General features: G+C 72.6%; 24 protein-coding genes. 14 read left to right on the plus strand and 10 right to left on the minus strand.

Going from position 1 to position 26,663, the window contains the following annotated elements:
• Nucleotides 1-16: 16 nt before the first annotated feature.
• From AB0C04_RS17210 to AB0C04_RS17225, 4 genes are read right to left on the minus strand one after another with little or no spacing between them, the layout of a single operon-like run.
• Nucleotides 17-739: an SDR family oxidoreductase gene (locus tag AB0C04_RS17210; protein WP_357055014.1), complete on the minus strand. Its 723-nt coding sequence runs from the start codon at nucleotides 737-739 to the stop codon at nucleotides 17-19.
• Entirely contained in the window at nucleotides 736-1,632 is an 897-nt protein-coding gene (locus AB0C04_RS17215) for a dihydrodipicolinate synthase family protein (protein WP_357055017.1), read from the minus strand. The genes AB0C04_RS17210 and AB0C04_RS17215 overlap by 4 nt, the downstream gene beginning before the upstream one ends.
• Entirely contained in the window at nucleotides 1,633-2,793 is a 1,161-nt protein-coding gene (locus AB0C04_RS17220) for a mandelate racemase/muconate lactonizing enzyme family protein (RefSeq protein ID WP_357055020.1), read from the minus strand.
• A complete protein-coding gene (locus AB0C04_RS17225) occupies nucleotides 2,793-6,083 on the minus strand; it encodes a hypothetical protein (RefSeq protein WP_357055023.1) in 3,291 nt (1,096 codons plus the stop codon). The genes AB0C04_RS17220 and AB0C04_RS17225 overlap by 1 nt, the downstream gene beginning before the upstream one ends.
• 113 nt (nucleotides 6,084-6,196) lie before the next feature.
• On the opposite strand from AB0C04_RS17225, the gene AB0C04_RS17230 reads away from it, so the two are divergent.
• From AB0C04_RS17230 to AB0C04_RS17255, 6 genes are read left to right on the plus strand one after another with little or no spacing between them, the layout of a single operon-like run.
• Nucleotides 6,197-7,003 (plus strand): IclR family transcriptional regulator, encoded by an 807-nt coding sequence (locus tag AB0C04_RS17230; RefSeq protein WP_357055026.1) that lies wholly within the window; start codon nucleotides 6,197-6,199, stop codon nucleotides 7,001-7,003.
• Nucleotides 7,000-7,962 carry a sugar ABC transporter permease gene (locus AB0C04_RS17235; protein ID WP_357055029.1) on the plus strand — a complete coding sequence of 321 codons (963 nt, stop codon included), beginning with the start codon at nucleotides 7,000-7,002 and terminating at the stop codon, nucleotides 7,960-7,962. Before AB0C04_RS17230 ends, AB0C04_RS17235 begins: the two co-directional genes overlap by 4 nt.
• Nucleotides 7,959-8,804: a carbohydrate ABC transporter permease gene (locus AB0C04_RS17240; protein ID WP_357055032.1), complete on the plus strand. Its 846-nt coding sequence runs from the start codon at nucleotides 7,959-7,961 to the stop codon at nucleotides 8,802-8,804. Before AB0C04_RS17235 ends, AB0C04_RS17240 begins: the two co-directional genes overlap by 4 nt.
• 26 nt (nucleotides 8,805-8,830) lie before the next feature.
• Nucleotides 8,831-10,114: an extracellular solute-binding protein gene (locus AB0C04_RS17245; protein ID WP_357055035.1), complete on the plus strand. Its 1,284-nt coding sequence runs from the start codon at nucleotides 8,831-8,833 to the stop codon at nucleotides 10,112-10,114.
• Entirely contained in the window at nucleotides 10,111-11,079 is a 969-nt protein-coding gene (locus AB0C04_RS17250; protein WP_357055039.1) for a glycoside hydrolase family 88 protein, read from the plus strand. Before AB0C04_RS17245 ends, AB0C04_RS17250 begins: the two co-directional genes overlap by 4 nt.
• Nucleotides 11,076-12,257 carry a mandelate racemase/muconate lactonizing enzyme family protein gene (locus AB0C04_RS17255; RefSeq protein ID WP_357055044.1) on the plus strand — a complete coding sequence of 394 codons (1,182 nt, stop codon included), beginning with the start codon at nucleotides 11,076-11,078 and terminating at the stop codon, nucleotides 12,255-12,257. The genes AB0C04_RS17250 and AB0C04_RS17255 overlap by 4 nt, the downstream gene beginning before the upstream one ends.
• Before the next feature lie 46 nt (nucleotides 12,258-12,303).
• Here the strand turns inward: AB0C04_RS17255 and AB0C04_RS17260 are convergent, their stop codons facing one another.
• From AB0C04_RS17260 to AB0C04_RS17275, 4 genes are all read right to left on the minus strand, one after another.
• On the minus strand, nucleotides 12,304-13,890 hold the full coding sequence (locus AB0C04_RS17260; RefSeq protein ID WP_357055047.1) for a bifunctional 3-(3-hydroxy-phenyl)propionate/3-hydroxycinnamic acid hydroxylase: 1,587 nt from the start codon (nucleotides 13,888-13,890) through the stop codon (nucleotides 12,304-12,306).
• Nucleotides 13,891-13,950: 60 nt separating this feature from the next.
• Nucleotides 13,951-14,577 (minus strand): histidine phosphatase family protein, encoded by a 627-nt coding sequence (locus AB0C04_RS17265; protein ID WP_357055050.1) that lies wholly within the window; start codon nucleotides 14,575-14,577, stop codon nucleotides 13,951-13,953.
• Nucleotides 14,578-14,703: 126 nt separating this feature from the next.
• Nucleotides 14,704-15,345 carry a hypothetical protein gene (locus tag AB0C04_RS17270; RefSeq protein ID WP_357055053.1) on the minus strand — a complete coding sequence of 214 codons (642 nt, stop codon included), beginning with the start codon at nucleotides 15,343-15,345 and terminating at the stop codon, nucleotides 14,704-14,706.
• A gap of 156 nt (nucleotides 15,346-15,501) precedes the next feature.
• A complete protein-coding gene (locus AB0C04_RS17275) occupies nucleotides 15,502-16,113 on the minus strand; it encodes a dihydrofolate reductase family protein (RefSeq protein ID WP_357055056.1) in 612 nt (203 codons plus the stop codon).
• 299 nt (nucleotides 16,114-16,412) lie between these two features.
• On the opposite strand from AB0C04_RS17275, the gene AB0C04_RS17280 reads away from it, so the two are divergent.
• A complete protein-coding gene (locus AB0C04_RS17280) occupies nucleotides 16,413-16,697 on the plus strand; it encodes a hypothetical protein (protein WP_357055299.1) in 285 nt (94 codons plus the stop codon).
• 4 nt (nucleotides 16,698-16,701) lie between these two features.
• Entirely contained in the window at nucleotides 16,702-16,944 is a 243-nt protein-coding gene (locus AB0C04_RS17285) for a hypothetical protein (protein WP_357055059.1), read from the plus strand.
• A gap of 4 nt (nucleotides 16,945-16,948) precedes the next feature.
• Here AB0C04_RS17285 and AB0C04_RS17290 read toward each other — a convergent pair whose 3' ends face one another.
• Nucleotides 16,949-18,283: a nicotinate phosphoribosyltransferase gene (locus AB0C04_RS17290; protein WP_357055062.1), complete on the minus strand. Its 1,335-nt coding sequence runs from the start codon at nucleotides 18,281-18,283 to the stop codon at nucleotides 16,949-16,951.
• 293 nt (nucleotides 18,284-18,576) lie between these two features.
• Between AB0C04_RS17290 and AB0C04_RS17295 the strand changes: the two genes are divergently transcribed.
• The gene (locus AB0C04_RS17295) at nucleotides 18,577-19,806 is read left to right on the plus strand and encodes a helix-turn-helix domain-containing protein (protein WP_357055064.1); all 1,230 of its coding nucleotides are present in this window, start codon (nucleotides 18,577-18,579) and stop codon (nucleotides 19,804-19,806) included.
• 43 nt (nucleotides 19,807-19,849) lie between these two features.
• Here AB0C04_RS17295 and AB0C04_RS17300 read toward each other — a convergent pair whose 3' ends face one another.
• Nucleotides 19,850-21,763: a Xaa-Pro dipeptidyl-peptidase gene (locus tag AB0C04_RS17300; RefSeq protein WP_357055067.1), complete on the minus strand. Its 1,914-nt coding sequence runs from the start codon at nucleotides 21,761-21,763 to the stop codon at nucleotides 19,850-19,852.
• 373 nt (nucleotides 21,764-22,136) lie between these two features.
• On the opposite strand from AB0C04_RS17300, the gene AB0C04_RS17305 reads away from it, so the two are divergent.
• The 5 genes from AB0C04_RS17305 to AB0C04_RS17325 are packed head-to-tail and all read left to right on the plus strand — an operon-like array spanning nucleotide 22,137 to nucleotide 26,635.
• Complete coding sequence (locus AB0C04_RS17305; RefSeq protein WP_357055070.1) at nucleotides 22,137-22,970, plus strand: carbohydrate ABC transporter permease; 834 nt, start codon at nucleotides 22,137-22,139, stop codon at nucleotides 22,968-22,970.
• Nucleotides 22,967-24,268: a sugar ABC transporter substrate-binding protein gene (locus tag AB0C04_RS17310; RefSeq protein ID WP_357055073.1), complete on the plus strand. Its 1,302-nt coding sequence runs from the start codon at nucleotides 22,967-22,969 to the stop codon at nucleotides 24,266-24,268. Before AB0C04_RS17305 ends, AB0C04_RS17310 begins: the two co-directional genes overlap by 4 nt.
• Nucleotides 24,261-25,271 carry an ABC transporter ATP-binding protein gene (locus tag AB0C04_RS17315; protein ID WP_357055076.1) on the plus strand — a complete coding sequence of 337 codons (1,011 nt, stop codon included), beginning with the start codon at nucleotides 24,261-24,263 and terminating at the stop codon, nucleotides 25,269-25,271. The genes AB0C04_RS17310 and AB0C04_RS17315 overlap by 8 nt, the downstream gene beginning before the upstream one ends.
• Nucleotides 25,268-26,149, plus strand: coding sequence for a sugar ABC transporter permease (locus AB0C04_RS17320; protein WP_357055079.1), 882 nt, complete (start codon nucleotides 25,268-25,270; stop codon nucleotides 26,147-26,149). Before AB0C04_RS17315 ends, AB0C04_RS17320 begins: the two co-directional genes overlap by 4 nt.
• Nucleotides 26,150-26,167: 18 nt before the next feature.
• Complete coding sequence (locus AB0C04_RS17325) at nucleotides 26,168-26,635, plus strand: hypothetical protein (RefSeq protein ID WP_357055082.1); 468 nt, start codon at nucleotides 26,168-26,170, stop codon at nucleotides 26,633-26,635.
• Nucleotides 26,636-26,663 lie beyond the last annotated feature (28 nt).

Consider the following 26,663-nt stretch of genomic DNA (forward strand, 5'->3'; position numbering starts at 1 on the left):
GAGGGCTCGGGTCCGGTCACAGCCATCGGGCGCGCAGATCGGGCCGCAGCCACGCGGCGGGGGACGCGATGGAGAGGCCGCCGTCGACCGGCAGGACCGCGCCGGTGATGAAGTCCGCCGCCGGGGAGGCGAGGAACGCCACCGCGGCGGCGACGTCCTCGGGTCGGCCCACCCGGCGCAGCGGGTAGCCCTCGGCGACGGCCGGCACGTCGGCGTTGCCGATCATGCCGGGCGCGACCGCGTTGACCCGCACACCGGCCGGTCCGTACTCCAGGGCCAACTGGCGGACCAGGCCCTCGACTCCGGCCTTGGCGGCGGCGTAGCCGGGCAGGCCGGGCGCGGCGAGGGTGGCGTTGACGGAGCTGACCGCGACGATCGCCCCGCCGCGGGGCAGCAGCGGCAGCGCCACCCGCAGCACGTAGAACATCGAGCCGAGGGTGGCGTCGAGCGCGATCCGCCACTGCGCGTCGGTGGTGCGGGTCGCCGGGGCGACCGGCATGACCGCGGCGGCGGGGACCACCACGTCGAGCCGGCCGAGGATCCGGTGCGCCTCGGTGACGGTTGCGCTCGCCGCGTCCGGGTCGGCGCAGTCGGCCACCAGCTCGGCGGTGAACGCGGGTTCGCTGTGCTCGTCGAGGGAGACGCCGACGACCCGGTCACCGACGTCGGCGAACGCCCGCCCGATCGCGGTGCCGATCGCCGAGGACGCGCCGACGACCAGCACGCCCCGGCCGCTCATCCGGGCAGCCCCAGGTCGGCGAGGATGGTGTCGAGCGACTCCCGGCCGGCCGGGTCGAGCGCGCGGGCCGGGGAGCGCACGGCGGTGTCGGCGATCAGGCCGCGGCGCACCAGCACCTCCTTGTGCACCGCCCAGGCGATGCCCGGCTGGAGGCCGAACAGGATCAGTGGCAGCAGCCGGGTGAACCCGGCCCGGGCCTCGGCGTGCCGGCCGGCGGCCCAGTCTACGAGGACGGGTCCGAGCAGGTCGGGGAACTCGCAGGCGGGCATGGTGCCGATCGCGCCGCGCGCATACTCCTCCAGGCAGAACTGGGCGTTCTGCCCGCCGAGCACCGCGAAGCTCTCGTCGGCGCGGACGGCGACCACGGCCGCCACCTTCGGCGCGGTCGGCGGGGACTCGACCTTCACCGAGGTGACCCCGTCGAGTTTGCCGAGTTCGGCGATGAGCGCGGGCGGCATTGTCACGCCGGTGGCGCCGGGCGCGTCCTGGACCATGACCTCGACGCCGGCTGCCGCGGCCACCTCGCCGTAGAAGGCCAGCAGCTGGTCCGGGGTCGGCTTGACCATGAACGGCGGCAGTACCATCAGCGCCGCCGCACCGCCGGCCACCGCGGCGTCCGCCTGTTCGATCGCCGTCACCGTCGAGGTGCCGTTGACCCCGGCGACCACCGGGACGGCGCCGGCCACCACGTCGGTGACCGTGGCGAGGATCCTGGTCCGCTCGTCGGTGGTGAGCGCGAAGCCCTCGCTGGCCATACCGAAGACCGCGACGCCGGTGACGCCGCTGGCGAGCTGGAACTCGGTGAGCCGGCGCAGGCTGGGCAGGTCCAGGGCGCCGTCGGGACCGAACGGGGTGGCGAGGATCGGCACGAGGCCGTGCACGGTGTGGGGCACTCAGGACTCCTTGGCCAGGGCGCGAACCGTCTCGACGTCGACGTCGACGCCGAGCCCGGGTCCCGCGGGCAGATCGAACGCGGCCGGACGCTGGGGCACCGGCCCGGTGAGGATGCGCGACCCGACCTCGGTGGAGGTCGGCTGGTACTCGAAGGCGACCAGGTCGGCGACCGCCGCGGCGACGTGCAGGCCGGCGGCGAGCGACACTCCCATGCCGACGGAGTGGTGCGGCGCGACCGGCACGTGCCGGGCCGCGCACAGCTCGGCGATCGCCATCGCCTCGGTGATGCCGGTGCGGGCGACGTCCGGCTGGGCGATCCGCACCGCGCGGGCGTCGAGCCACTGCGCGAACTCGTACCGGTTGCGCAGCGTCTCCCCCACGGCGATCGGCACGGTGGCCCGGCTGACGAGTTCCGCGTGCCCGGCGACGTCCTCCGGGGCGAGCGGCGCCTCCAGGAACCAGGCGCCGCGATCGGCGAGACCCCGCGCCAGCGTGGTTGCCTCGTCCACCCCGTACGCCCAGTGCCCGTCCACGGCGATGCGCAGGCCGGGGGCGGCCTCGCGGACCGCGTCGACGGTGGCGAGGTCGGCGGCGACACCGTGCCCGAGGTGCAGCTTGACCGCGGCGGCGCCCCGCTCGGCCCAGTTCCGGGCCAGCGCCGCGCGCTGCGGGTCGGTGGGGCGCGGCAGTCCGGAGACGTACGTGGGCAGCCGGGTGCGGAACGCGCCGCCGAGCAGCTGGGCCACGCCGAGCCCGGTCAGTCTTCCGGCGAGGTCCCAGAGCGCGATGTCCACGGCGGCGAGCGCGTCGGCCTGGTGGCCGACCAGGTGCCCCCGCTCGCGCATCAGGTCGCGCAGCCGGTACCAGGCCGGGCGCGGCGCGGTGGCGTCCATGCCGACCAGCACCGGCGCGAGCAGCAGGTCGACCACGGCGGCCGGCACCTCCGGCGCCACCGGCGCGAGGGCCTCCCCCCAGCCGGTGGTGCCGTCCTCGGCCACCACCTCCACCAGCAGCGTCTCGTAGCGGGACGAGTAGAGGCTGCGCCACGGCTCGCGGACCTCGTAGCCGCCGCCGATGGCGCTCCCGTCGCTCTTCGGCCCCAGGTACGCCTCGTCAGCGCGCACCTTCAGCACGTGGGTGCGCACCTCGCGGACCCGCATCAGGCCTCCCCTGCGCAGGCCAGCCGCACCGGCCGGGACCGCCGGTCGCCGATCTGCACGACGTAGGTGAACGCCGCGGACAGGTCGTCCACGGGCACGGTCCACTCGTTGGGGTGCACGGTGCGCTCGAGCTGCCGCCAGGTGGCACCGTCGTCGAGCGACCAGTGCAGGGTCGCCGGCTCGCGGGTGGCCGCCTGCACGTAGGCGTGGTAGCGGCTGCCGTCCGGCTTGGGGATCAGGATGCCGCGCACCGGGCCGACCGGGCCGTCGTCGAAGCGGTGCGCGCCGACCGGCACGACGGCCGTTCGGTGCAGCGGTACGTCCAGCGCGAGGCCGGGCAGCACGATCGCGGTGATGCCGTGCCCGGACACCTCGACGGTGAACCGGTGGTCGACCACCACGGTCTGCTCGGGTGCGCCGCCGTCGCGGATCACCGTGGCCGGGTACGGGATGCCGGCGCTCATCGGCACCCGCGCCGGGTCCAGCGTCACGGTCACCGCGGTCGGGGTGGCCGCGGTGTTGGTGAGGCTGACGCAGAGCCGGTCCCCGCCCTCGGCGGCGATCCAGTTGATCTGCTCGGTGTCCAGCCGCACCAGGCCTCGGGGCAGCCAGAGCCAGACCCCCTCCTCGCCATGGAAGCGGCCGGGCCGGTGACCGTAGACGCGGTAGGCGAACCAGACGTAGTTCTGCTCGAACTCGGCCGGGAAGCAGATGGCGCCGCCGGAGCGGGTCTCGTGCTCGGCGATCAGGTAGTCGACCGCCATGCCGAGCTGCGCGGGCGCGTGGTGGTAGTAGATGGTGGTGTTGCCGAACGGCCCGGTGCGCGGGAAGTCCGGGCGCAGGTGGTGCACGGTGAGCTGCCGGTAGTAGTAGCCGGGATAGCTGCTGAAGCGGCCGACCAACGCGTTGTGCGCCACGTCGCGCAGCAGGTCGTCGCCGGTGCGCGCGGCGAGGCGGAGCAGGAACGGCGCCCACGCCGGGTTGAGGGTGAACCCGTTGAACCGGTAGGTGTTCACCGCCTCGATGCTCAACCCGGTCGGCGAGACCTGCCAGGCGGGCACCAGTTCGTCGGGCACGTCGCGGGCCGGATAGTCGTACAGGGCGGCGGGGTCCCACCAGCCGTTGAGCTCGATCTGCCGGTCGACGAAGAGCGGTCGCTGCGGCACGGGGACCGGGCCGTCCGGCACCGGGCGGGCGAAGACCATGGTGACGAACCGCTTCGCCTCCTGATACGCGGCGTCCAGGTAGCGCCGCCGGCCGGTCTCCTCGAACATCTCCAGCAGCTCGACCCAGGCCCGGCAGTAGTAGATGGCGAAGTCGTGCGGATCCGCCTCGCCGTCGTACGGCCGGTCCAGCTCCTCGGCGATGTACCGGTCGGCGGCCTCCTCGGCCTGCTGGCGCAGCTTGCCCTCGCGGGTCATCCGGTACGCGGCCAGCGGGGCGCTCATCGGGGTCCGCTTCAGCCAGTAGTCCTGCGCGTCGAGGGACGACAGTGCCAGCTCGCGGGCGGCGGTGAGGCCGCCCCGGGACATCGCGTGCAGCGGCGCGAGCGCGGGCGCGCCGAACGGGGTGCCGCAGAGTGCGTTCTTCGTCGGGTCGCCGTAGACGGTGGCGTCCTCGCGTGGCGTCCAGCCGTAGCCGTTGCGGGACAGGTGGAACTCGACCGTGGGCAGCGCCCTCGTCTCGTACAGCTCGTCGTCGCCGGTGAGCTGGTACGCGCCGAGTAGCACGGATGTGGTGGTCGCGCGGACAGCTTGGTCATTCTCGATGTCGATGAACCCCTTCGCCCGGCTCCACCAGCCGCTCGGCGAGCCCTGGTAGTCGACCCGGTCGTCGGCGGTCGGGCCAGCCTTCATCAGGTCGATGAGGTTGTGCACGGTGTCGGTCAACGAGGCGTGCACGTTGCGCCGATACGCCGTGTAGCCGTACTCGCTGCGCAGCAGGTCCCGGTACGCGTCGTACAGCTCGACGCGGCCGGCGTACAGCCCGACGGTGAACCGGTACGGCTCGCCGGCGCGCAGGTCGGCCCGCCGACCGTACTGGGGAGCGTAGAGGGTGGGCTGCACGGCGCCCTGGGGGGTGCGCAGGCTCATTCCGAACGGCTGGTCGTCGTCGCCGCGCGCCGACTCGTACTCGAACGGCAGCTCGCCGGCCGGGGCGAAGAGCCCGGTGGTGACCGCGCCGAGCTGGACCAGGCACATCGGCGCGAACAGCTCGTGGCGGCCGACGGACGCCGGCCCGCCCATCATCCGGGCGTGCCGCAGCGTCCCGCACAGCACCTCGTTCACCGCGTCGGCCGCCGCGGGGGCGAAGGCCCGGTAGGCGACCACGAACCGGCCGTCGACTGCCGGGGTCAACTCGATCTCGACGCGCGGATGCCGCCCGGCCAGCCGCCAGGTGACGGCGAGCGAGAACAGCTCACCGTCGCCACGCAACCGGACCCCGTCCGCACCGAGCAGCTCGACGGCGTCGAACGTGACCGGGTGCACGTCGAGGGTCCGCTGCGGATCCCGGCGGCTGCCGGCGTCGCCGTGCAGCACCAGCCACCGCTCGCCGAACCGGTCCGCGCCGACCGGCTCCCAGCCGCCGTCGCCCCGGATGAGCAGCTCGGCGGCGTACCCGGAACGCCCGGCCCACCGGACGGCCGCGATCTCCAGTCGGTGCGCGGCGCCTTCGACCGCGGCGTACGGCTCGACCAGCTCGGCGGTCGGGTCAGGGTCGGTGTCGGCCCGACCGGCGGCGGACGGCGTGCGCGGGCCGAGGTCGACCACGTCGACCGGGGCGAAGCCGATGGTGGTCGCGACGGCGCCAATGCCGACCCCGCCGCCGTCGAGCGGGTCGGGGTCGGTGATCGTCACCGCGGTGCGCCCGTCCACGGTGACGGTGATCCGCCGGTCCGCCACGGTGACCTCGACCGGCAACCACCGTCCGAAGTCGAAGGCCAGGATGTCGTCGGCGAGCAGCTCGTCGCGCCCGTCGGCATGCCGGAGCACCGACAGGTACCGCACGCCGGTGCGGACCCTCAGCCGGATCGCGTACCACTGCCCGGCGTCGGCGTTGACCCGCAGCTCGGCGGTGCTGACGTCGGCGCCGTGTCGTGGCTCCGGCAACCGCACTGCGGTGCGCACGGCGTAGTTTCCGGTCATCGCCGCCGACGGCGCGCCCAGCAGGTGCTGCCCCTGCGGGTTGCCCCGGCCGTCGAGTTCGACGGCGCAATCGAAGGGCTCGACCGCGTGGACGGCGGACCCGAGGGGCCGATTGGCGGATGAGAACGCATGCTCAGATGCCATTGAGGCACCCACACGATGCGGTTCTGCAACTCGTATGCAATCGGCGGTTGACACGATGCAACATGAGCGCCACTCTGGCACAGCAATGGATGGGACGTCCAGAAGGAGAGCCGGTGGCGAGTGATCAGGGCACCAACCAGAGCGTCGAGAAGGCGGCCACCGTGCTGAACGCGTTCCTCGCCGGCCAGCCCGCGCTGCGGGTGTCCGATGTGGCCCGCCACGCTGGCCTTGGCCAGTCGACCGCGTCCCGCCTGCTGGCCACCCTGGAGTCCTGCGACCTGGTACAGCGCGACCAGGTCAGCGGCCTCTACCAGCTCGGTCCCGCCCTGATCACCATGGCCGGCGTCGCGCTCAACAGCCACCCGGTGCACCGCGAAGCCCGCCAGCGCACGCAGAACCTCGCCGCGGAGCTCGGCCTCGGCGCCAACGTGGCCATCCGCAGCGGCGCCACCCTCTTCTACCTCTGCAACTTCGAAGGCACCCTCGCGCCGCGCTCATTCGTCCTGATCGGCCAGCACAACCCGCTGCACGCCACCGGCCTCGGCAAGTGCCTGCTGGTCGGCACGGACGCCGAGCAGCGCCGGGCACTCCTGCCCGAACTGCCCGCCTACACCCCGTCCACCATCACCGACCACGCCGCGCTCGACGCGGCAGTCGAGCTGACCGCGCAGCGCCGCTACGCCACCGAGGTCGAAGAGCTGGCGCTGGGCCGGGCCTGCATCGCCTCCCCGATCCTCGACCACACCGGAACCGTCTGCGCCGCACTGTCGGTCTCCGGGCCGCTCTCCGCCATCGCCCTCGACGCCCGGGAGGCCGAGTTGTCGCGCATGGTCATCGAAGCCGCCGACGCGATCAGCACCGGCCTGGGCTACCTCGGCCCCGCCGACCGCGTACCCGCCCGGATGCAGGCCGCCCGATGAGCGAGCGCGGTACGACCACCGACACCGCCCGCCCGGACGCCACCAGCCACGCCCCGGCCACCCCACCGGCCGGTGGTCGGGCGCCCCGGGCCCTCGGCGACGGCGCCTTCGCCGCACTGCTCATGCTTCCCGCGCTGGCCATGCTCGCCGCGATCGTCGTGTACCCGCTGGTGGCCTCGCTGGTGACCGCGTTCTTCGAGCAGAGCCTCGTGGAGCCCGGCCGCACCTTCGTGGGCCTGCAGAACATCACCGACCTGCTTGGCGGCGACTTCTGGCGGCTGCTGGGGCAGACCCTGGTCTTCACCGTCGGCGCGACCGTGGCGCCGTTCCTGGTCGGCCTCTTCCTCGCGCTGGCGCTGAACACCCGCATCCGGGGCCGGGCCACCCTGCGTGGGCTGCTGCTCATCCCCTGGCTGGTGCCGAGCGTCGTGGTGTCGTTCCTCTGGATGTGGATCTTCAACGCCAACTACGGACTGGCCAACGGGATCCTGGAGGCGCTCGGGCTGATCGACAACCCGCAGGCCTGGCTCGCCGCTCCGGGCACCGCGATGACCGCGGTCATCGTCGCCAAGACCTGGGCCAGCTTCCCGTGGATCATGGTGATGCTCCTCGCCGGCCTGCAGACCGTGCCCGTCGAGCTGCACGAGGCGGCGGAGACCGACGGCGCCAGCGCGGTACAGCGGTTCTTCGCGGTCACCCTGCCGCACCTGCGCGGCATCATCGGCATCGTCCTGCTGCTGGAGTTGATTTGGAACTTCCAGCACTTCGACCTGATCTACGTGATGACCGGCGGTGGCCCGGCCGGTGCCACCGAAACGTTCGCCACCGCCGTCTACGAGACCGCCTTCCAGGGCTTCGACCTCGGCCGCGCCGGCGCGCTCGGCCTGCTCTGGATGGTGTTGCTGCTGGTCATGGTGGCGATCTACGTGCGCCGGTCCGAACGGGAGGGACAGCTGTGAGCAAGCGTTCCGCACGCGACAGCCGCGGCTCGCGCGCCGCGGCCTGGACGGCGGTGGTCATTCTCGGCGGGTTCGGCCTGCTGCCGGTCTACTGGATGCTGGTCACCGCGTTCACCCCCGCCCAGCAGACCTTCCGCTACCCGCCGTCGTTCTTCCCCACCCAGCTCACCCTGGACAACTTCGCCCGCCTCGCCGACGAACCCACGCTGGCCCGGTACCTGGTCAACAGCCTGATCGTCTCGATCGTCACCGCGGTACTGAGCGTCGTGGTGTCGGCGTACATGGGCTACGCGTTCTCCAAGTTCCGCTTCCGCGGCCGGCGCAGCCTGATGTACTTCGTGCTCTCCTCGCAGATGTTCCCCCAGGCCCTGCTGCTGGTCACCCTCTACGCCCTGTTCAGCGCCTACCACCTGCTCGACACCTACACCGCGCTGGTGCTGTCGTTCACCACCTTCACGCTGCCGCTCTGCGTCTGGATGCTCAAGGGCTTCTTCGACACCATCCCGGACACCCTCGTCGAGGCCGCGCGCGTCGATGGCGCATCGCGGCTGCGCACCATCCACTCGGTCATCCTGCCGCTGTCGGCGCCCGGTCTCATCGCCGCCGGGCTCTTCGCCTTCGTCCGCGGCTGGAACGACTTCATCTTCGCCCTCACCCTCGCCGGACGCGAGAAGACGACACTGCCACCCGGCCTGGTCAACGCCTTCCTCGGCGAGGCGACCGCGCAGTGGGCCGAACTCATGGCCGCGTCCCTGATCGCGTCCCTGCCCGTCGTGATCGCGTTCATCGCGCTGCAACGGTTCCTTGTCGGCGGCATCACCGCCGGCGCCATCAAGGGATAACCACGACCCGTCCCGGAGGTCCAGCAATGAACAGCAACCTTTCCCGCAGGGACATGCTCCGCCTCGTCGGACTCGGCGCCGGCGCCCTCGGCCTGGGCGGCGTGGCCGCCTGCGCACCGAGCGCCGACGGCCCCGAGGCGGACACCGCCAAGTCCGCCACCAACTTCTCGTTCGCGTCCTGGAGCCTGGCCGACAACGCATCCAAGGCCAAGATCGAACAGCTGATGACCGGATACGGCAGCAAGGCGGGCATCACCGTCAACGGCGTGCCGCTGGCCTACAACAGCTACCTCAACCAGGTCACCCTCCAGGTGCGCGGCGGGCAGTTCACCGGCGCCGCGCAGATGGACATCGCCTGGCTCGCGGGCCTCGCCGCGCTCGGCAAGCTGCGCGACCTCGGCGACGTCGCAAAGGACGCCGGCTACACCGAGGCCGCGCTCACCTCCGGCCAGGTCGAGGGCAAGCAGGTCGGCCTGCCCTGGACCACCGCCGCGATCGGGCTGATCGCCAATCGTGAACTGATGCAGAAGGCCGGCATCACCACCACGCCGACCACCATCGCCGACTTCGAGGCCGCGCTGCGGGCGCTCAAGGGCATCGGCGTCATCCCGTACGCCGCGTCGACCAAGGTCGCCCAGCTCAAAGACATCCTCATCTGGATGCAGACCTTCGGCAGCCCGCTGCTCGACGGGGACAAGGTCACGGTCGGCGACGACGCCAGCATCGAGGCGGTCACCTGGTACAAGAAGCTCTACGACGAGAAGCTGATCGCCGCGGACGTGGAGCGCGTCGACGCCCGGACCCTCTTCGCCCAGGGCAAGACCGCGATGTACGACGACGCCATCGTCGGTCGGGACTTCGTGATCAAGGGCGCCCCCGACAAGTCCATCGCCGACAAGCTCGACCCGATCGCCCGGCCAGTGAAGAACCCCGGTGACAAGCCGCGGGCCGTGCAGTGGGGCCACGCCGTCGTGGTGGTCGAGGGCGAGGGCGCCAACACCGCCACCGACTTCGCCAAGTGGTTGACCTCGGACGAGCAGACCGTCCTCGGCTACTTCAAGGACCTCTCCCTGCCGCCCACCACCACCGCCGCACTCGCCTCCGAGCAGGTGAAGACCGACGCGTTCACCTCGCAGTTCAGCGAGCGGATCACCGCCACCGCCACCCCGAACCCGTTCTGGAAGTACCCCCAGTACGCCCAGATGGAGACGGCCATCTCTGAGCAGGTACAGGCGGTGCTGGTCGGCAAGACCAAGCCCGCCGACGCGATGCGCCAGGCCGGCCAGGCGGTGCAGGCCCTGATCAAGTGACCGACACCGCGCGGGACACCCGGCTGGTGGCGGCGATCGCCGAGGCGACCGCCGCCACCGCGCCGCGGATCTGGGGCTTCGGGGTCGGCGGCGTGCTCACCGCCCTGCTGCGGGCCGGCCAAATGCTGCATCGCCCCGACCTCACCCAGCGGGTGGTCGACCTGGTGACCCCGTCGCTGACCGCGCCGCCGGACCCCACCGACCACCTCATCGCGGTGGACGCGCTGCTCGCCCTCACCGCAGCCCGGCCCGAACTCGCCGTCGACGACGCCTGCCGACGGTGGCTCGCGGCGGTCCGGCGCGCCCGACCCGCCCACCCGGGTGGCCCCCGGGTGCACCGACCCGACCTGCCACCGTGGCGGTCGACCATCTGGGTCGACTGCATGCACACCGACGGGCCGGGCCTGGCCGCGCTGGGCCACCCGGACGAGGCCGTCGGCCACGCCAGCGCGTACGCCGCGGCACTGCAGCTGCCCAGCGGCCTGTTCCAGCACGGCTACGACGCTGAGGCGGAACGCGGCAACGGCGTCGCCTGGGGCCGCGGGCAGGCCTGGGCACTGCTCGGCCTCGTCGACACCCTGGTGCACACCCCCGACGACGGGCTCGCCGAGCGGCTCACCCGACTGGTCGACGCCCTGGCAGCCCACGAACGCGACGGACGCTGGCCCACCGTCGTCGACGACCCGGATGCCCCGGTGGAGGCGAGCACCTCCGCGTACCTCGCCTGGGTCGTGCCGCAGGCGATCGACGCCGGGCTGGTCGATCCGGCCCACCGGGCGATGGCCGACCGGGCCTGGGCGGCCACCGTCCGTCGACTCACCGGCGGGGCGCTCGCCGTGTCCGAGGCGACACCGGTCGGCACGGCCCGCGACTACCACCACCGCGCCTCCGGCGTCTTCCCCTGGGGCCAGGCCCCGGTGCTGCACACGGCACTGGATCGCACCACCGGCGAGGAGAGCAGATGAAGGTCGTTGACGTACGCAGCTACGCGGTGCGCGCCAAGCCGGCGGAGACGTACTGGGGTGCCCGGGCGTGGAGCGCGGACCACGGCAGCGCGCTGGTGGACTACCCGCCGATGGAGCGCCGCCGCTACGTCTACAGCGCGACCATCGACGCGGTGCTGGTCCGGGTCGAAACCAGCGACGGGGTGGTCGGCTGGGGCGAGGCGAAGGCACCGGTCGGCGCCCGGGCCACCGCCGCCATCCTCGACGACCTGATCGCACCGATCGCGGTCGGCACCCGGCTCGACGAGATCAGCCGCACCTGGGACCGCGTCTACACCGGCATGCGGGTACGCGGGCACGACAGCGGATTCTGGCTCGAGGCTCTGGCCGGCCTCGACATCGCCCTGTGGGACGCCTGGGCCCGCACCCTCGGCCAGCCGCTGCACACCCTGCTCGGCGGCCGGTACCGGGACACCCTGCGGCTCTACGCCTCCGGCGTGCCCGCCGCACCCGCCGGCTCCGGCACCGAGGGCCAGCGTGTGGTGCGCCAGGAGGCCGAGCGGCTGCGCGACCTCGGCTACGACGCGGTCAAGGTGGCCATCGGCGCCCGACCCGAGGACGACATCGCCTCCGTGCAGACCGTCCGGGAGGTCTTCGGCGACCAGGCGGCCGTCTACGCCGACGCCGCCGGCCAGTACGAACTGCCGCAGGCGCTGCGGGTCGGCCGGGCCCTTCAGGAGGCCGGCGTCGGGTTCTTCGAGATGCCGCTACCGCCGGAGGACCTCGACGGGTACGCCACCCTCGCCGCCCGGCTGGACATCCCGCTCGCGCTGGACTCGCTGGCCACCCGGCACCGGGCGCTGGAGTTCCTCCGCGCCGGCGCGCTGCGGGTGCTTCAGCCCGACGTGTGCCGGGCGGGTGGCATCACCGAGACGATGCGGATCGCCGCGCTCGCCGACGCGTTCGGCGCCCAGGCCACCCCGCACGTGAGCATCGGCTCGGCCGTGCACTGGTACGCCAGCGTGCAGTGTGCCGCGGCGATGCCCAACTTCGCGGTGCTCGAACAGTGGATCGGCGGCAACCCGCTCACCGCGGTCGCCCCTGACGCCGTCGCACCGGTCGGGCGGTGCGAGGTGCCGAGCGGCGCCGGGCTCGGCATCACCATCGACGAGCAGGTGGTGCGGACGCTGGCCGGTTGACGATGTCCGCCGCCGCCTCTCCGCGGCGGGCCGACCTCGGCACCTATTAGTTCTTGTTCACCAGAGGACCGCCACCCGCCCGTGCCAGCTCCCTGGCGGTCACCGGCGCCGGGAGGGTGCCGAGCAGGAACCGGTCCGGCCGTACGACCGTGACAGCGGTCCGTCGGGGCGCGGGAAGCGCGCCGTCGAGGTCCTCGATCAACGCGCACCCGGGCCCGACGTGCGTCTCCCGACCCGGTACGGCGACCGCCAGGACGACCGCTCGGCGGGCCTCGGCCCACTCGCGGGCGGCCGCGTCCAGGTGGGTGCGCGGGTCGCTGCCGTACCCGATGATCGCCCAGTGGTCGCCCTGGAGGTCGTCGAGTCGGACCACCGCACCGCCGCCGGTACGCACTCGAATGTCCGGCAGGAGCCGACCGGCGCCGGAATGGGGACCGGTCGCACCCCGGGGAAGGCGTCGCGCGGGCTGGGCGCGCTGGGCGCGGCGGCTGACGAACGCCTGCACTCCGGGCACCGCACCGATGGTCCGCAGCACCGAGCGCAGCAGCGCCGAACCGACCCGGCTGCGGGTCTGCACCACCCGCCCCGCCCGCAGCGCCATGATGGTCGTGGCGTGCACATCGGGGCGCCGCTCCCGCTCGTACCCGTCGAGCAGCTCGTCGCCGTCGAGCCCCCGGGAGACCTGCGCGAGTCGCCAGGCGAGGCTCGCGGCGTCGCGGATGCCACTGCCGAGGCCCTGCCCGACGAAGGGCGGCATGGAGTGCGCGGCGTCCCCGGCCAGCAGGATGCGCCCGCCGCGCCACCGCGATGCCGCCCGGGCGTGAAAGGTGAACACCGCCGCCCGCCGCACCCGCACCACGTCCGGGTCGACCCACGGGCGGATCAGCTCCCGGACGGTCGCTTCGTCGAGCATCCGCTCCGGGTCCTCGCCCGGCAGCAGCATCCACTCCCACCGACGGGCAGCCGGGCGCGACATGGCCACCTGGGGCCGACGCGGGTCCAGCACGAACGACATCGTGGGCGGCTGGCCGCGCTCCCCGTCGACGCTCGCCTCGACGCTCGCGTCGACAACGAGCCAGGGCTGGGGGAAACTGACCCCCTCGTAGGCCACACCCAGCAGCCGGCGGACCGTACTGGACGCACCGTCGCAACCAACGACCCAGCGGGTGCGGACCCGCTCGCCGTCGTCGAGGAGCACCTCGACACCGCCGTCGTCCTGCTCGACGGCCAGCACCGACCGACCGAGACGCAACTCCACAGTCGACAACGCGGCCAGCCCGGCCCGCACCGCCGCCTCCAGTTTCGGCTGGTCGATCAGTACCGGCTGCGGCGAGGCCACCGTGAGGTTCGGGACGTCGCGCGTGAACAACGGCCGACGGTCGGGCCCGAGCGCGCGGGACCGGCGCACCGGAACCGCCCATCCCTCGACGTCGGCCAGGCCCGGCACCTGGCCGAGGATGCGCATCACCTCGGCGTCCAGGGCGGCGGCACGCGGACGGGGGTAGGGCTCGTGGTTCGGGTCGACCACCGTCACCTGGATGCCGTGGGCACCGAGGAGCGCGGCCAGGACGCCGCCGACCGGTCCGCAGCCGACGACGAGCACATCAACCTGACCATCGCTCCGGTCGTCCACCGGCCGCCCCCGATCCGCTCGGTTCACCACCCGCCGCTGCCCGGCTGTCGCACGTCCTGGTTATCGCACGTCGCCGAAGCGGACCAGGTTCCACCGGGCCGGCGGCCAACCGGTGGGGTCGTGGTCGGTGACCCACTCGGTGATCGAGCCGGGTGCCGTCGTCACGTCGAACGCTCGCAGCAGCGGCTGGCCGGCGAGCGCGTGGAACGAGCTTTCGACCGTCTCGCTGTGCCCGACCAGGACGACCGTGCCACCCTGATGCCGTTGCGCGCTGTCCATGATTGCGCGGCTGATGCGTACGACCAGCTCGGCCCAGGTCTCGTTGCCCTCCTCGAAGGGCCGGAACACCCCGCCGCCGGGCGCCGCGTGCTCGGACTGGAAGCGTGCCGTCGGCAGTCCGTCGGCGTACGACGGGGTGTGCCAGGTGCAGAGACCGCAGTCCTGCACCGGTCTGACACCCAGCGCGTCGGCGATCGGCTGCGCGGTCTCGACGGCCCGGCGGAGCACCGACGAGTAGACGGCGACCGGACCGGTACCGGCGAGTTCGGCGCTGAGCCGTCCGGCCAGTCGGCGCGCCTGCTCATGGCCGGCATCGGTGAGCCCTCGGCAGCCGTGCGGGCCGCCCACGATGCCCTCGATCTGATGGACCGACTCGCCGTGGCGTACGAAGAGCAGTCGGGTTCGCATCCGGTCATCATTGCAGCGGTGCCGGCGCGGCGTGTCCCCGGCAATCGGCGGTCACGTGGATGCGTGCCCGACCGGCGAGCCGCGCGATCGCGGTGGCGAAGGCGACGGCCCGCGCGGCCCACCGGATCAGGCCCGGGGCGGGTTGCCGCTCCCCTGCACGGTGGGGTGACCAGTGTGCAGCGTGACCGTCGCGCCGGAATAGACGACCGGCTGGTCCAGGTCGGACTGCTTCCGGTAGAAGGCGTTGGCGGGGGGCAGCGCGAGCAGCACGAGGGCGCACAGCAGCGCGGGCGACGCCACCAGACCGGAGATGTTACCCACGGGCTCGGCCCACCCGGGCATGAGTTGCGCGGCGACCGCATGGACGGCGTCCCAGTCGGTCGTGTCCGGGCTGGCACCACCCGTCGGGATGAGGTCCAGCGCCAGCCCGCACGCGGCAACCATCAGCGTCACGCCACCGAGTGCCCAGGTGCCGACCCGGGTCCAGTTCCAGCCGGCCAGGTTGGCCAACGACAGCAGCAGCAGGGTGACGGCGGACAGCGCCACGAGCAGGCCGACGCCCATCAGAAACATCATGGGCAGGGCGGCGAACGCGCTGGGCGTGCCCACCCTCTCGTGCGCTCTCAGGTAGGTGTCCTGCACGGCCGCCTCCGCCGCCACCTGCGCCAGCCGCGCCAGTCCGCTGAGCGCCAGCAGCAGGCTGGACCCGACGATGATTGGCGGTACCCGTCGTCGGCCCGCCCCGCTCGTGACATCCCCCGTGATCATGGCTACGGATCCTAATGGCGATCTCGTCGCCGATTTGGCGCGCTCGAATGGCGGCTGGTCAGCTCCAGGCCATGTTGATCGCACGTGCGACGTTGACGTAGCCAGCGTCGGCGGCGGGACGGATCGTCACGTCGCCGACGACGCTGTCTGCGCTGGTCACACCGATTCCGCTGCGGTTTCCGCGCGGGTGTAGGTGAGGAAAATGGCGCCGCTGTCCAGGACTGTGTGCTCGGCCAACTGCCAGGTGCGGGGCTCGAAGGTGGCGTCGCAGCCGAAGAGCGGGATGCCGGCGCCGACGGTCAGCGGGGCCAGCTTGACGATCAGCCGGTCGATCTCGGGATACAGGGCACCGGCCAGCGCGCCGCCGCCGATCACCCAGATGTCCTTGCCGGGTTGCCGCTTGAGCTCGCGCACCACGGCGATCGGGTCGTCCGGCACGACCTGCACCGCCGGGTCCGGGCTCTCCGCCAGCGTGCGCGAGAACACCAGGTGGCGCAGGTGCGGGTAGGCGTCGGTCAGACCGACCTTCAGCCCCAGCTCGTAGGAGTGCCGCCCCTCCAGCACGGTGTCGAAGCGGATGCCCTCGGCGGCGACACCGAGCGCCTGCCGCGCCGGGCCCGGCAGGGTCTCCGGGTACTCGGCGATGATGTGGCGCAGATAGTCCTCCGGGATCGGCCAGAAGCCGTCGGGACCGGTAGGGTCCGCACCGTCGGGACCGGCGATGAAGCCGTCGAGGGTGGCGGCGATGTAGTAGACGAGCCTGCGCACGAACTTCTCCTTGCTAGATGTGCCGGATGCCGCCTGACGGCGGTCTCCGGTGCGGCCGGCTGGCGGTAACCCCTGCTGATCCGGCGTCCGCCAGTCTCTGCGGCGGCGTCCGCGGCGGCAAGGTGATCTTTGGTACCGTCCCATAACCTCCCGCTAATCCAGGACGAGGCAGCGGTGGAACTCCGGGACATCGAGATATTTCTGACCTTGGCGGAGGAGTTGCACGTCACTCGGACCGCTGAACGGCTGCGCGTGACCCAGGCCCGGTCAGTCAGGCGATCAAGAAGCAGGAACGCGGCATCGGTGCCGCCCTGTTCGAGCGCAACAACCGTGCGGTGGCACTGACACCGATCGGCCGGCAACTACTCGCCGACCTCCGACCCGTGTATCGGGGGCCTGCACGAGGGCATGGAACGGGCCAGGCTCGCCGCCCGCGGCAGGTCGTGCTGGCCGTCGCGGCGGACCACCCCCTGGCCGGCCGCGCATCGGTCTCCTACAGCGACCTGGCGGGACCAGACCGTCATGGGTGGGGCACGGCCCTCCTGCTGGCGGGAGGCCCTGGTACCGGTACGCACCCCCGATAGCCATGTGATCAAGATCGGCCCGACGGTCTCCACGTTCCAGGAGATGATCCCGATCCTCGCCACGGGCGAAGCGGTCTCACCCGTCCACGCCCAGGCGGCCCGCTACCACGCCCGGCCGGACAGAGCCTACGTGCCGATCCACGACGCCCCACCGGCTCGATGGGTACTCATCTGGCGTGCCGGCACCGAGACCGAGCTCATCCGGGAGTTCGCCCGCGCCGCGCACCAGCTCAACGCCGACATCTGACCCGCTAGGAGGCGCGGGAGGTCAGCTCAGCGGCCACCCGGTCGTGCAGCGCGGTCAGTGCCGAGCTGACGGTGACGGTGAGTGGCGTCGGGTCGGCCAACCGGCGGGCCGGCTCCGGCAGCCAGCCGAGGTCCGCTTCGAACCGGTGACGCGCGGCGCGTACCGCACCGGCCGGGTCGACCGGGTCGAGGCGGCGGCCGTCGCGCATCACCGGGACGAGCAGGGGTTCCCGGTCGCCCGGTGCTTCGTCGCGCAGCCCGACCACGTCGCCGCTCGCCCCGCTGCGGTCCCTAAAGATCTGCTTCGGGCCGGGCAGGGTGGCCTTGCCGGGCGACAGCTTCAGCACCGGGCGGTCACCGACGGCCACCAGCTTGTACGCGCTGTCCAACGACGGGGCGTCGTAGGAGACGCCCATCTTCGTGCCCACGCCGTACGCGTCGATCGGCGCGCCGGCCGCGACCAGGGCTGCGATGACGTCCTCGTCCAGGCTGCCGCTGGCCACGATCTGGGCGTCGGTGAGGCCGGCGCCGTCGAGGATCGCCCGGGTCTGCCGGGCCAGCTCGGCGAGGTCACCGGAGTCGAGCCGGACGCCCAGCGGCCCGGTGAGGCCCAGCTCGGTGATCACGTCGACGGCGGCCCGCACCCCGGCCGGGGTGTCGTAGGTGTCCACGAGGAATATCGGGTTCGTCGGGAAGTCCGCGGCGAACGCCCGGAACGCGGCCCGTTCGTCGGGGAACGCCTCGACGTACGCGTGGGCCATCGTGCCCGAGGGTTGCAGGCCGTAGCGGCGGGCGGCCTCGACGTCGCTGGTCGCGGCGAAGCCGGCGATGGCCGACGCCCGGGCCACGGCCGCCGCGGCCTCGATGCCGTGGGTGCGGCGGAACGCGAAGTCGACCAGTTGGGCGCCGCCGGCGGCGAGGCGGCACCGGGCGGCCTTGGTGGCCACCGTGGTGTGGAAGGTGATCAGGTTGAGCACGCCGGTCTCGGCCAGCTGCGCCTCGGCGAGCGGCGCGGTGACCTCCAGCAGCGGTTCGTCGGCGAAGACCACCCGGCCCTCCGGTACGGCCCAGACGTCGCCGGTGAACCGCAGCCGGGCGAGCGCCGCCAGGGTCGCCTCGTCGAAGCCGACGACGTCGCGCAGGTAGCCGAGGTCGTCGTCGTCGAACGCGAAGTTCTCCAGGAAGGTCAGCGCCTCGGCCAGCCCGGCCGCGACCAGGAAACCGCGCCGGGGCGGCAGCCGGCGGGAGAACAGGCTGAAGGTGGCCCGTTCGGTCATGCCACGTCGCAGGTAGCTGGCGGCCATCCGCAGCTCGTACAGATCGGTCCACAATCCGGTCATGTCACCTCCTCGGCCACGGCACCACTGTGGTGGATCCGGTGCCGACGTGTCCGGGAAACGGGCGATCCGGGGTCGGCAGGCGGCCCCGTGGGGAGGTGTCCACGGCCTGAAACGCAGGCTACGCCCGGGTAGACGGTTGTCCCGGTCCGCGCCGGCCAGCATGATCGTTCCGTGGGGCCGACGCTCGGCGGCACCAGGTGGTGGAACTGAGGTCGCTCCGGCGACTCGTGAGAACGCGTTTGCGGGGTACCTGACGTGATGACGATCCAGCGACGAGGCGACGGGAGGATCTCATGCAGGGTGAGTTGCAACGCCTTGTCGACGCCCTCGCCGCCCACGCGGGCCGGCCGGCGCTGATCGAGGACCGACGCCAGCGGGTGGTGGTCTACAGCGAGCACACCGGATTGATGGACGACGTGCGCAAGGCGTCGATCCTGCGCCGGCAGACCACCCCGGAGGTGATGGCGTGGTTCCGCGACACCGGGATCATGGACGCCCGTACGACCGTGCGGACGCCCGCGGCGCGGGAGCTAGACCTCCTGCCACGGGTCTGCGTGCCGATCCGCCACCAGGACCTGCTGCTCGGATTCGTCTGGTTCATCGACCCGGACGGCACGATGGCCGACGCGGACCTCGCCGCCACCGGTCTGATGAGCGAGCTGTCGCTGGCGCTCTACCGGGAGAACCTCCTCGGTGAGTTGGCCTCCCAGCGGGAGACCGAGGCGGCGCGGACGCTGCTCTCCGAGAGCGAGGCCACCCGGGACCAGTCGGTGCGGACCCTGCGCGAGGCGGGCCTGATCGCCGGGGACGGCCCGGCCACCGCGCTCGTCGCGCAGCTGGTGCCACCGGGCGGCGAACTGCCCGACGAGGTGGCCCGGCTCGCGCTGGAGCAGGCGCTGGTCGCCACCCGGCGGTGGATCGGCACCCGCGAGGCGCTGCACCTCGTCCGCGACGACCACGGGGTGCTGCTGCTCTGCGGCGGGCGGGGCGGCGGGCGTCCCTCGCCGGAGGTGGTCGCGAAGCTCCTCGACGACAACCTGCGGCAGGCGACCCGCGGGCTCAGCTCGGTGGAACGCGTGGTGGTCGGGGTCGGACAGACCCGACCCGGGCTGGCCGAGGCGGTCGGCTCGTACGGGGAGGCGGTGCAGTCCGCCCGGGTCGGTGCGCGGCTGCCGGCCCTCGGTTCGGTGGTCTCCTGGGCGGGGTTGGGGATCTACCGGGTGCTGTCCCGGCTGGAGGGTCGGCACCTCGACATGGCCGATGTGCACCCCGGGCTGGAGCGGCTGCTGCGTGAGCAGCCCAACCCGGTGCTGTTGCAGACCCTGGAGCGCTACCTGGACCTGGCCGGGAACGCGCACGCCACCGCCCAGCAGCTACGGCTGCACCGCACCACGCTCTATTACCGGTTGCAGCGGGTCGAGGAGCTGGCCGACACCGACCTGAAAGACGGCAACGAGCGGCTCTGCCTGCACCTGGCGTTGAAGCTGGGCCGGCTGACCGGCGCGTACCGGCCGGAGGAGTGACCGGGTCGGGCGGGGCGCTCGGGGCGCCCCGCCCGCCGGTCTCCTACAGGCCCGCGCGTACGGCCGCGGGCCGGCCGCCGACGACCGGCAGCTCGATGCGGCTGCGATCGAAGTGGACGGTGATCTCGGCCCGGTTCTGCTTCGCCCGGCTGCTGTAGCCGGAGTAGGAACCGAGCAGGACCACGCCGACCTGGTTACCGGCCGCGAAGACGTAGTCCTCGGGGAGCAGCGCGAGGTCGACGCCGTTCTTGTCGCCCGGCACCAACGGCGTCGACTCGCGGAGCGAGTCGATGTTGAGCCCGTCGATGATGCCCTTCGTCACGAGTTCCTGCGGCTCGGTGGCGATGGTCTTCTCGGTCTGCTTGTAGCAGGCCTCCTCGGCGTGCCCGCCCCAGGTGGCCTCGCCGCCCCAGCAGTCCTCCTCGGTCAGCGTCCGGATGCCGTCGCCGGACGTGCCGAACCGCGGCCGGGTGCCGTAGTCCACCAGCAGGCCGGCGAAGCTGGTGTCCTCGCCGTTCACCGTCGCGTTGATCTTGACGATGGGGGTGCCGGAGATGTGCAGCGGCGCGCGCAGCGGCTGGGAGAGGAACACCAGCCGGTTCTCCTTGTTCGCCGCCGGATCCGACGGATGCCGGATCGCGTTGGTCTGGCTCATCGTGGGGGTGTCCTGGAACGTCCGGGAAGCCTTGCCGGGCTGCGGACGCACCGACAGTCCGCCGGCCGCGCCCTCGGCCCCGGGCCGCAGGAACACCTGGGTCGACCGGGCGGCCGGGATCGGCCAGTCCCGGTGGGTCTCCCAGACGTCCGGCGACCGCTCGATGTCGACCCTCGGCTCGGCCATGATGCCGTTGTGCACGCCGTGCAGCCAGAAGTCGAACCAGCGGTGTAGGGTGTCGACCCACTCGCCGCGGCGGAAGTCGAACGGGTCGACGTGACCGGTGCCGGTCAGCCAGAGCTTGCGCGGGACGTCCTGCTCGGCCAGCGCGTCCCACCACTTGCTGAAGTGGTCGGGCCGGACGTTGTTGTCGTTGATGCCGTGGACCACGAAGACGCTGGCCCGCACGCGCTTGGCGTCCGGAACGTAGTCCCGCTCGGCCCAGAAGTCGTTGTAGTCGCCGGTGACGTCGTCGCCGTCGACGCCGAGCTGCTCCCGCACCGGCGCGCAGTGCTCCCGCCGCTCCGGATTGGTGACCGTGTTGGAGAGGCTGCCGGAGTAGTTGTTCGCGCGGGTGACCAGGCCGTTGCTGCGCGAGTAGTCGTACCAGCTGGAGATCGCCGAGATCGGCACGATGGTGGTGAGCCCCCGCACGCCGCTGGCGGCGGCCGCGTTGGCCAGCGTGCCGTCGTACGACTTGCCGATCATGCCGGTGCGGCCGTTGTGCCAGTCGGCGACGACCCGCTCGCCGGCGGCGTTGGTGCCGGCCCGGCGGCCGTTGAGCCAGTCGATCGCGGTCGGTGCGCTGATGTTGTCAGCCCGCCCACCGGTGACCGGGCAGCCGGTCGAGTTGTTGGTGCCGATCATGTCGAGCAGCACCACCGCGTAGCCGCGCGGAACGAAGTAGTTGTCGTAGAAGAGCGGCCACTGGTCGTTGAGACCGTCGCCGTCGACGTCGGCCTTGCACTCGCCCTCGTTGCCCCGGCACACCGTCGAGTAGTAGGGGCTCGCATCCATGACCACCGGCACCCGCAGACCCGCCTCGCTGGCCTTGGGCCGGATGATGTCCATCGACACGACGTCGCGGGCGCCGTCGCCGTCGGTGTCGACGTCGGAGGTGACGAATATCCGCTCGCGGATCGCGTCGGCATATCCGAACACCGGTTGGGTGACTCCGTTCTCGATGACCGGCCTGACACGGTCCACCACCGGCTGCGCCGTCGCGGCGGCCGCCGGCAGGCCGACGGCGGCGGTCATCACGACCACCACCGACGCTCGCCACCAGCTCCTTGTGGTTCGCATCGTGCTCCTCCCCTTGTCCAGCACCGGCCGCGGACCGGTCGTCCCGGGCGAGGACGACAGGCCGCCGGCGCGGCAGTTGCCTCGCACCCTAGGAACGGATCCGCGTTCGGTCATCGGACAGGTGCGGGACGTGATCGCCGCCGTGTCCTACGTCTGTCGCATCTCGACAGGCGTAGGACCGGGTGGCGTGCGATTCCAACAGGTGCCCGATGACGCGACCGTCGCCCGGCCATAGGTTCGGCCGAACCACCTCCACCGACCGGCCGGGACCCCACCCGGCTCGGCGGCGGAGCCCAGGCGGCATCGCCGACGAACGCGTCACCCGGCTGCCGGGCGACGGGAAGGGCGGGATGTGCGGTTCTCGGGCCCAGCCGTGATCCCGCGGTTCATCGGGCGGTTCCTGGTGCCGGCCGCGTTCGCGGCGCTCTTCGCCGCACCGCTGTGGTTCATGCTGGTCGGCTCGCTGCGACCCGCCGGCCTGCCCCCGCCCCGCACCCTCGAGCTGTTCCCGCCCGAACCGACCGTGGCCGCGTACGCCCGGCTGCCCGAGCTGATCCCGCTGTTCCGGTATCTGGCCAACTCGGCGCTGGTCGTCGCGGTCGCCGTGCCACTGACCGTCGCCGTCGCCTCGCTGACCGGCTTCGGGCTGCGGCTGCTGACGCCGGTGGCCCGCCGCCGGGCGGTCCTCGGCCTGCTGGCGGTGCTCCTCGTGCCGGTCACGGCGGTGTGGGCGACCCGCTTCGAGCTGTTCCGGCTGGCCGGCGTGGTCGACACGTACGTCCCGCTGCTGGCTCCGGCGGTGCTCGCCGGCAGCCCGTTCCTGGTGCTGCTCTACGCCTGGAGTTTCGGCGGCGTGCCGGACACCCAGCTCGGTGCCGCCCGGCTGGAGGGCGCCGGCTGGCTGACGATCTGGCGGCGGGTGGCACTGCCGCAGGTGCGCCCGGCGACCCTGGCGGTAGGCGTGCTCGCCTTCACCCTGCACTGGTCCAGCCTGATCGACCCGCTGCTCTACCTGCACAGCGGCGACCGCTACACCTACCCGCTCGGCCTGCAGTTCCTGCGGCTGCTGAACCCGACGGACTGGCCGCTGCTGATGGCCGCCTGCGTCGTCGCGACGGCGCCCTGCCTGGTGGTGTTCCTGCTCGCCCAGCGGATCCTGCTCAACGACGATCCGCTGGCGGCACTGAGATCTGGAGGTCGAAGGTGAGCACGTTCCGGGCCCGACGATGGGTAGCCCTGATCACCGCGGCGCTGCTGCTCGGCTACGGCGCCGGCTGTGGCGCCGGCGACCGCGCTGACGACAGCTCCGGGATCACCGTCGTGCTCTTCGGCGACGCCGAGGAGGTCGCCGGCTACCGCAGCATGGTCGCCGCGTTCGAGGACACCCACCCCGACGTCGCGGTCAACCTCTCCCCGGTCGCCACCCAGGACGACCTGATGGCCCGCCTGACCACCTCGTTCGCCGGCGGGCAGCCACCCGACGTGTTTTTGCTCAACTACCGCCGCTACGGCCAGTTCGCCGCCCAGCAGGCGATCGAACCGGCGCAGGCGTACCTGGACCGCAGCGCGGTGCTGAACGAGAGCGACTTCTCCCCGCGGGCGCTGGACGCCTTCCGGTTCGACGGCAAGACGCTGACCTGCCTGCCGCAGAACATGTCCTCCCTGGTCGTCTACTACAACGCCGACCTGTTCGCGGCCGCCGGCGTGCCGTTGCCGAAGGCCGGCTGGACCTGGGACGACTTCCTGGCCGCCGGGCGGGCCCTGACCGGCGACGGGAAGTACGGCGTGGGCGTGGAGCCGTCCCTCCCACGGCTAGCCCCGTTCGTCTGGTCCAACCGGGGTGAGCTGGTCGACCACCCGGACAAGCCGACCACCCTGACCCTCACCGGCGACCCGGCCAGCCGCGCCGCCGTCGACTGGTTCCTCGACCTGCAACTGAAGCACCACGTCGTGCCGCCGGACGCCGAGGAACAGAGCGAGTCGAGTGAGGCCCGCTTCCTACGCGGCACGCTCGGCATGTACCTCAACAGCCGGGTCGCCGTGCCGACGCTGCGCACCATCGACGGCTTCACCTGGGACGTGGCGCCGCTGCCGATCGCGCCGGGCGGCGTACCCGCGTCGATCCTGCACAGCGACGCCTACTGCATGAGCGCCGGCCTGGCCGACCACGACCAGGCCTGGCAGTTCATCGAGTTCGCGATGGGCGGGCAGGGCCAGCGGATCCTCGCCGGGTCCGGCCGCACGGTGCCGTCCCGGCTCGACGTGGCCAACTCCCCCGAGTTCCTCGACCCAGAGAAGCCCCCTCGGTCGTCGCGGGTCTATCTCGACGCCGAGCCGCACCTGCGCGCCACCCCGCGCACCGCCACCTGGTCACGCGTCGAGCGCGAGGGCGACGCCCTGCTGGAGGAGGTCTTCTACGGTCGGATCGGCCGCGAGCAGGGGCTGCGACAGCTGGAGGAGAAGGTCCGGCCACTGTTCGGTCTGACGGTGGGCGCCGGTGGCTGACCGGGGTGTCCTCCGGCTCGAGGCGCTGACCAAGTCGTACGGGAAGGTGGCCGCCCTCGACGGCGTCGACCTGGAGGTACCGGCCGGCGAGATGGTGACGCTGGTCGGCCCGTCCGGCTCCGGCAAGTCCACCGTCCTGCGACTGATCGCCGGGCTGGACCGGCCGGATGGCGGCCGGGTCGTCGTGGACGGCCAGGACGTCGCCCAGGTGCCGCCGCACCGCCGCGCGGTGGCGATGGTCTTCCAGGACTACGCGCTGTATCCCCACCTCACCGTGCGTGGCAACCTGCTGTTCGGGCTGCGGGTCCGCCGGGTACCGCGCGCGGAGGCCGAGCGGCGGGCCCGGGCGGCGGCCGACCGGCTCGGCATCGCGGACCTGCTCGACCGCTACCCCGACGAGACCTCCGGCGGGCAGCGTCAGCGCATCGCCCTCGCCCGCGCGCTGCTGCGCGAGCCGACCGTCTACCTGCTCGACGAGCCGCTGGCCAGCCTGGACGCGCCGCTGCGCTTCGCCACCCGCGCCGACCTGCTCGCCCTGCACCGCGAGCTGGGCACCACCACCATCCACGTCACCCACGACCAGGCGGAGGCGATGACCCTCGGCGACCGGGTCGTCGTGCTCGACCACGGCCGGGTCCGCCAGGTCGGTCCGCCCCAGCAGGTCTACGACGAGCCCGCGGACACCTTCGTGGCCGGCTTCCTGGGCAGCCCGCCGATGAACCTGCTACCCGGTGGCGGCGTGCTGGGCGGCGCCACCGACGACACCCTCGGCGTACGCCCGGAGGATCTGAGCCTCGACCCCGACGGACCGGTGGCGGCGACCGTCGAGGCGGTGGAGGCGCTCGGCAGCGAGGCCGTACTGCTGACCCGCTGCGACGACGGCACCCGGCTGACCGTCCGCACCGGCCCCCGGCCCGGCGTGTGGCCGGGCGACCAGGTCCGTCTGCGCGCCGACCCGGGGCGGATCCACCGCTTCGACGCCGACACCGGGCGACGCCGGTGAGCACCGGCCGGGTCAGCCGGCCGCTGACCGCGTGGGCGTTCCTCGCGCCGTACGCGGTGGCCGTCGCGCTGCTGATCGCGCTGCCCGCCCTGCTCAACCTCGGCTACGCGTTCACCGACCACACCGGACTGACCCGGGACCCGCGGTTCGTCGGTCTGGACAACGCGCGCCGACTGCTCGACGACGGCTTCCTCGCCGACAGCATCCGGGCCTCCGCCATCCACCTGGCGCTGGCCGTACCCCTGCGGCTGCTGGCCGCCATCGGGCTCGGGCTGCTGCTGGCCGCGCCCCGCCCGGGCGGCCGCTGGTTCCGGGTCGCGGTCTACCTGCCGACCGTCGTACCCGACGTGGCCCTGGCGGTGCTCTTCCTGTGGGTGCTCAACCCGCTCTACGGCCCGCTCAACCAGGTGCTCGGGCTCTTCGGCCACCCGGGCATGAACTGGCTCGCCGAGCCCGGCTCCGCGCGGGTGGCGGTGGCGCTGATGCTCGCGTTCCCGATCGGTGAGGGTTTCATCGTCGTGCTCGCCGCCCGACGGATGCTCGACGGACGGCTCTACGAGGCGGCGGCGCTGGAGGGCTGCGGCCCGTTCGGCCAGCTGCGCCGGCTCACGCTGCCGCTGCTCGCGCCGGTGCTGGTGCTGCTCGCCGTCCGGGACACGATCCTCACCCTGCAGGTCAACTTCGTGCCGGCGTACGTCCTCACCGACGGCCGGCCCGCCAACGCCACGCTCTACCTGCCGGTCTACATCTTCGACCAGGTCTTCGAGTTCTCCGGCTTCGCCTACGGTGCCATGATCACGAGCGTCCTCATGGTGGTCACCGGGGTGATCATCGCAGCGCTGCTGCTGATGGTGCGACGCTGGCGGGTGCTGCGCTGAGCGTGACATCCTGCTGCGGTGAGACTCCGGATGTTCGCCGTCGTCATCACGGTTCCGTTGCTCGTCGCCTGCGGCGGCACGGACGCCGGGCAACCCACCGACCGGGGGCCGGGAATGCTCGCGAACCTGCCCAGCTGCGACCGGGTGCCGCTGGACGCCGACGCCGAGGTCGACAGCCAGGTCACCGGCCTGCTGCTGCCGGAGGGCGCACGGGTCACCTCGGTGGTCGAGCAGGGCGCCCTGACCACGGTCGCGGCCACCATCCGGATGACCCCGCTGGACGTACGCGCCCACTACGAGAGCCGGGGCGACATCGACCTGCTGCGCGCTGAGGACGAGGTGTTCGAGGCCGAGGTGCTGATGCGGGCGCAGGAACGGCGGACGTATCTGCGGGCCACCGCGCTCTGCGCGGACGGAACGACGCTGACCGCGGTGGTGGGGCCGGACTCGGAAGAAGCGGGCCTGCCCGAGTTCCAGAGCGACTGACCCGCGAACCCCCTCCGCCACGACCGCG

The organism is Micromonospora sp. NPDC048909 (assembly GCF_040649635.1).
Taxonomy (GTDB): Bacteria; Actinomycetota; Actinomycetes; order Mycobacteriales; family Micromonosporaceae; genus Micromonospora.

Coding starts and splice junctions, on each gene's coding strand:
- AB0C04_RS17265 (WP_357055050.1), bottom strand. CDS start 14,577: ATGCGAACCCGACTGCTCTTCGTACGCCACGGCGAGTCGGTCCATCAG.
- AB0C04_RS17225 (WP_357055023.1), bottom strand. CDS start 6,083: ATGGCATCTGAGCATGCGTTCTCATCCGCCAATCGGCCCCTCGGGTCC.
- AB0C04_RS17295 (WP_357055064.1), top strand. CDS start 18,577: ATGCAGGGTGAGTTGCAACGCCTTGTCGACGCCCTCGCCGCCCACGCG.
- AB0C04_RS17270 (WP_357055053.1), bottom strand. CDS start 15,345: ATGATCACGGGGGATGTCACGAGCGGGGCGGGCCGACGACGGGTACCG.
- AB0C04_RS17290 (WP_357055062.1), bottom strand. CDS start 18,283: ATGACCGGATTGTGGACCGATCTGTACGAGCTGCGGATGGCCGCCAGC.
- AB0C04_RS17255 (WP_357055044.1), top strand. CDS start 11,076: ATGAAGGTCGTTGACGTACGCAGCTACGCGGTGCGCGCCAAGCCGGCG.
- AB0C04_RS17210 (WP_357055014.1), bottom strand. CDS start 739: ATGAGCGGCCGGGGCGTGCTGGTCGTCGGCGCGTCCTCGGCGATCGGC.
- AB0C04_RS17300 (WP_357055067.1), bottom strand. CDS start 21,763: ATGCGAACCACAAGGAGCTGGTGGCGAGCGTCGGTGGTGGTCGTGATG.
- AB0C04_RS17245 (WP_357055035.1), top strand. CDS start 8,831: ATGAACAGCAACCTTTCCCGCAGGGACATGCTCCGCCTCGTCGGACTC.
- AB0C04_RS17220 (WP_357055020.1), bottom strand. CDS start 2,793: ATGCGGGTCCGCGAGGTGCGCACCCACGTGCTGAAGGTGCGCGCTGAC.
- AB0C04_RS17235 (WP_357055029.1), top strand. CDS start 7,000: ATGAGCGAGCGCGGTACGACCACCGACACCGCCCGCCCGGACGCCACC.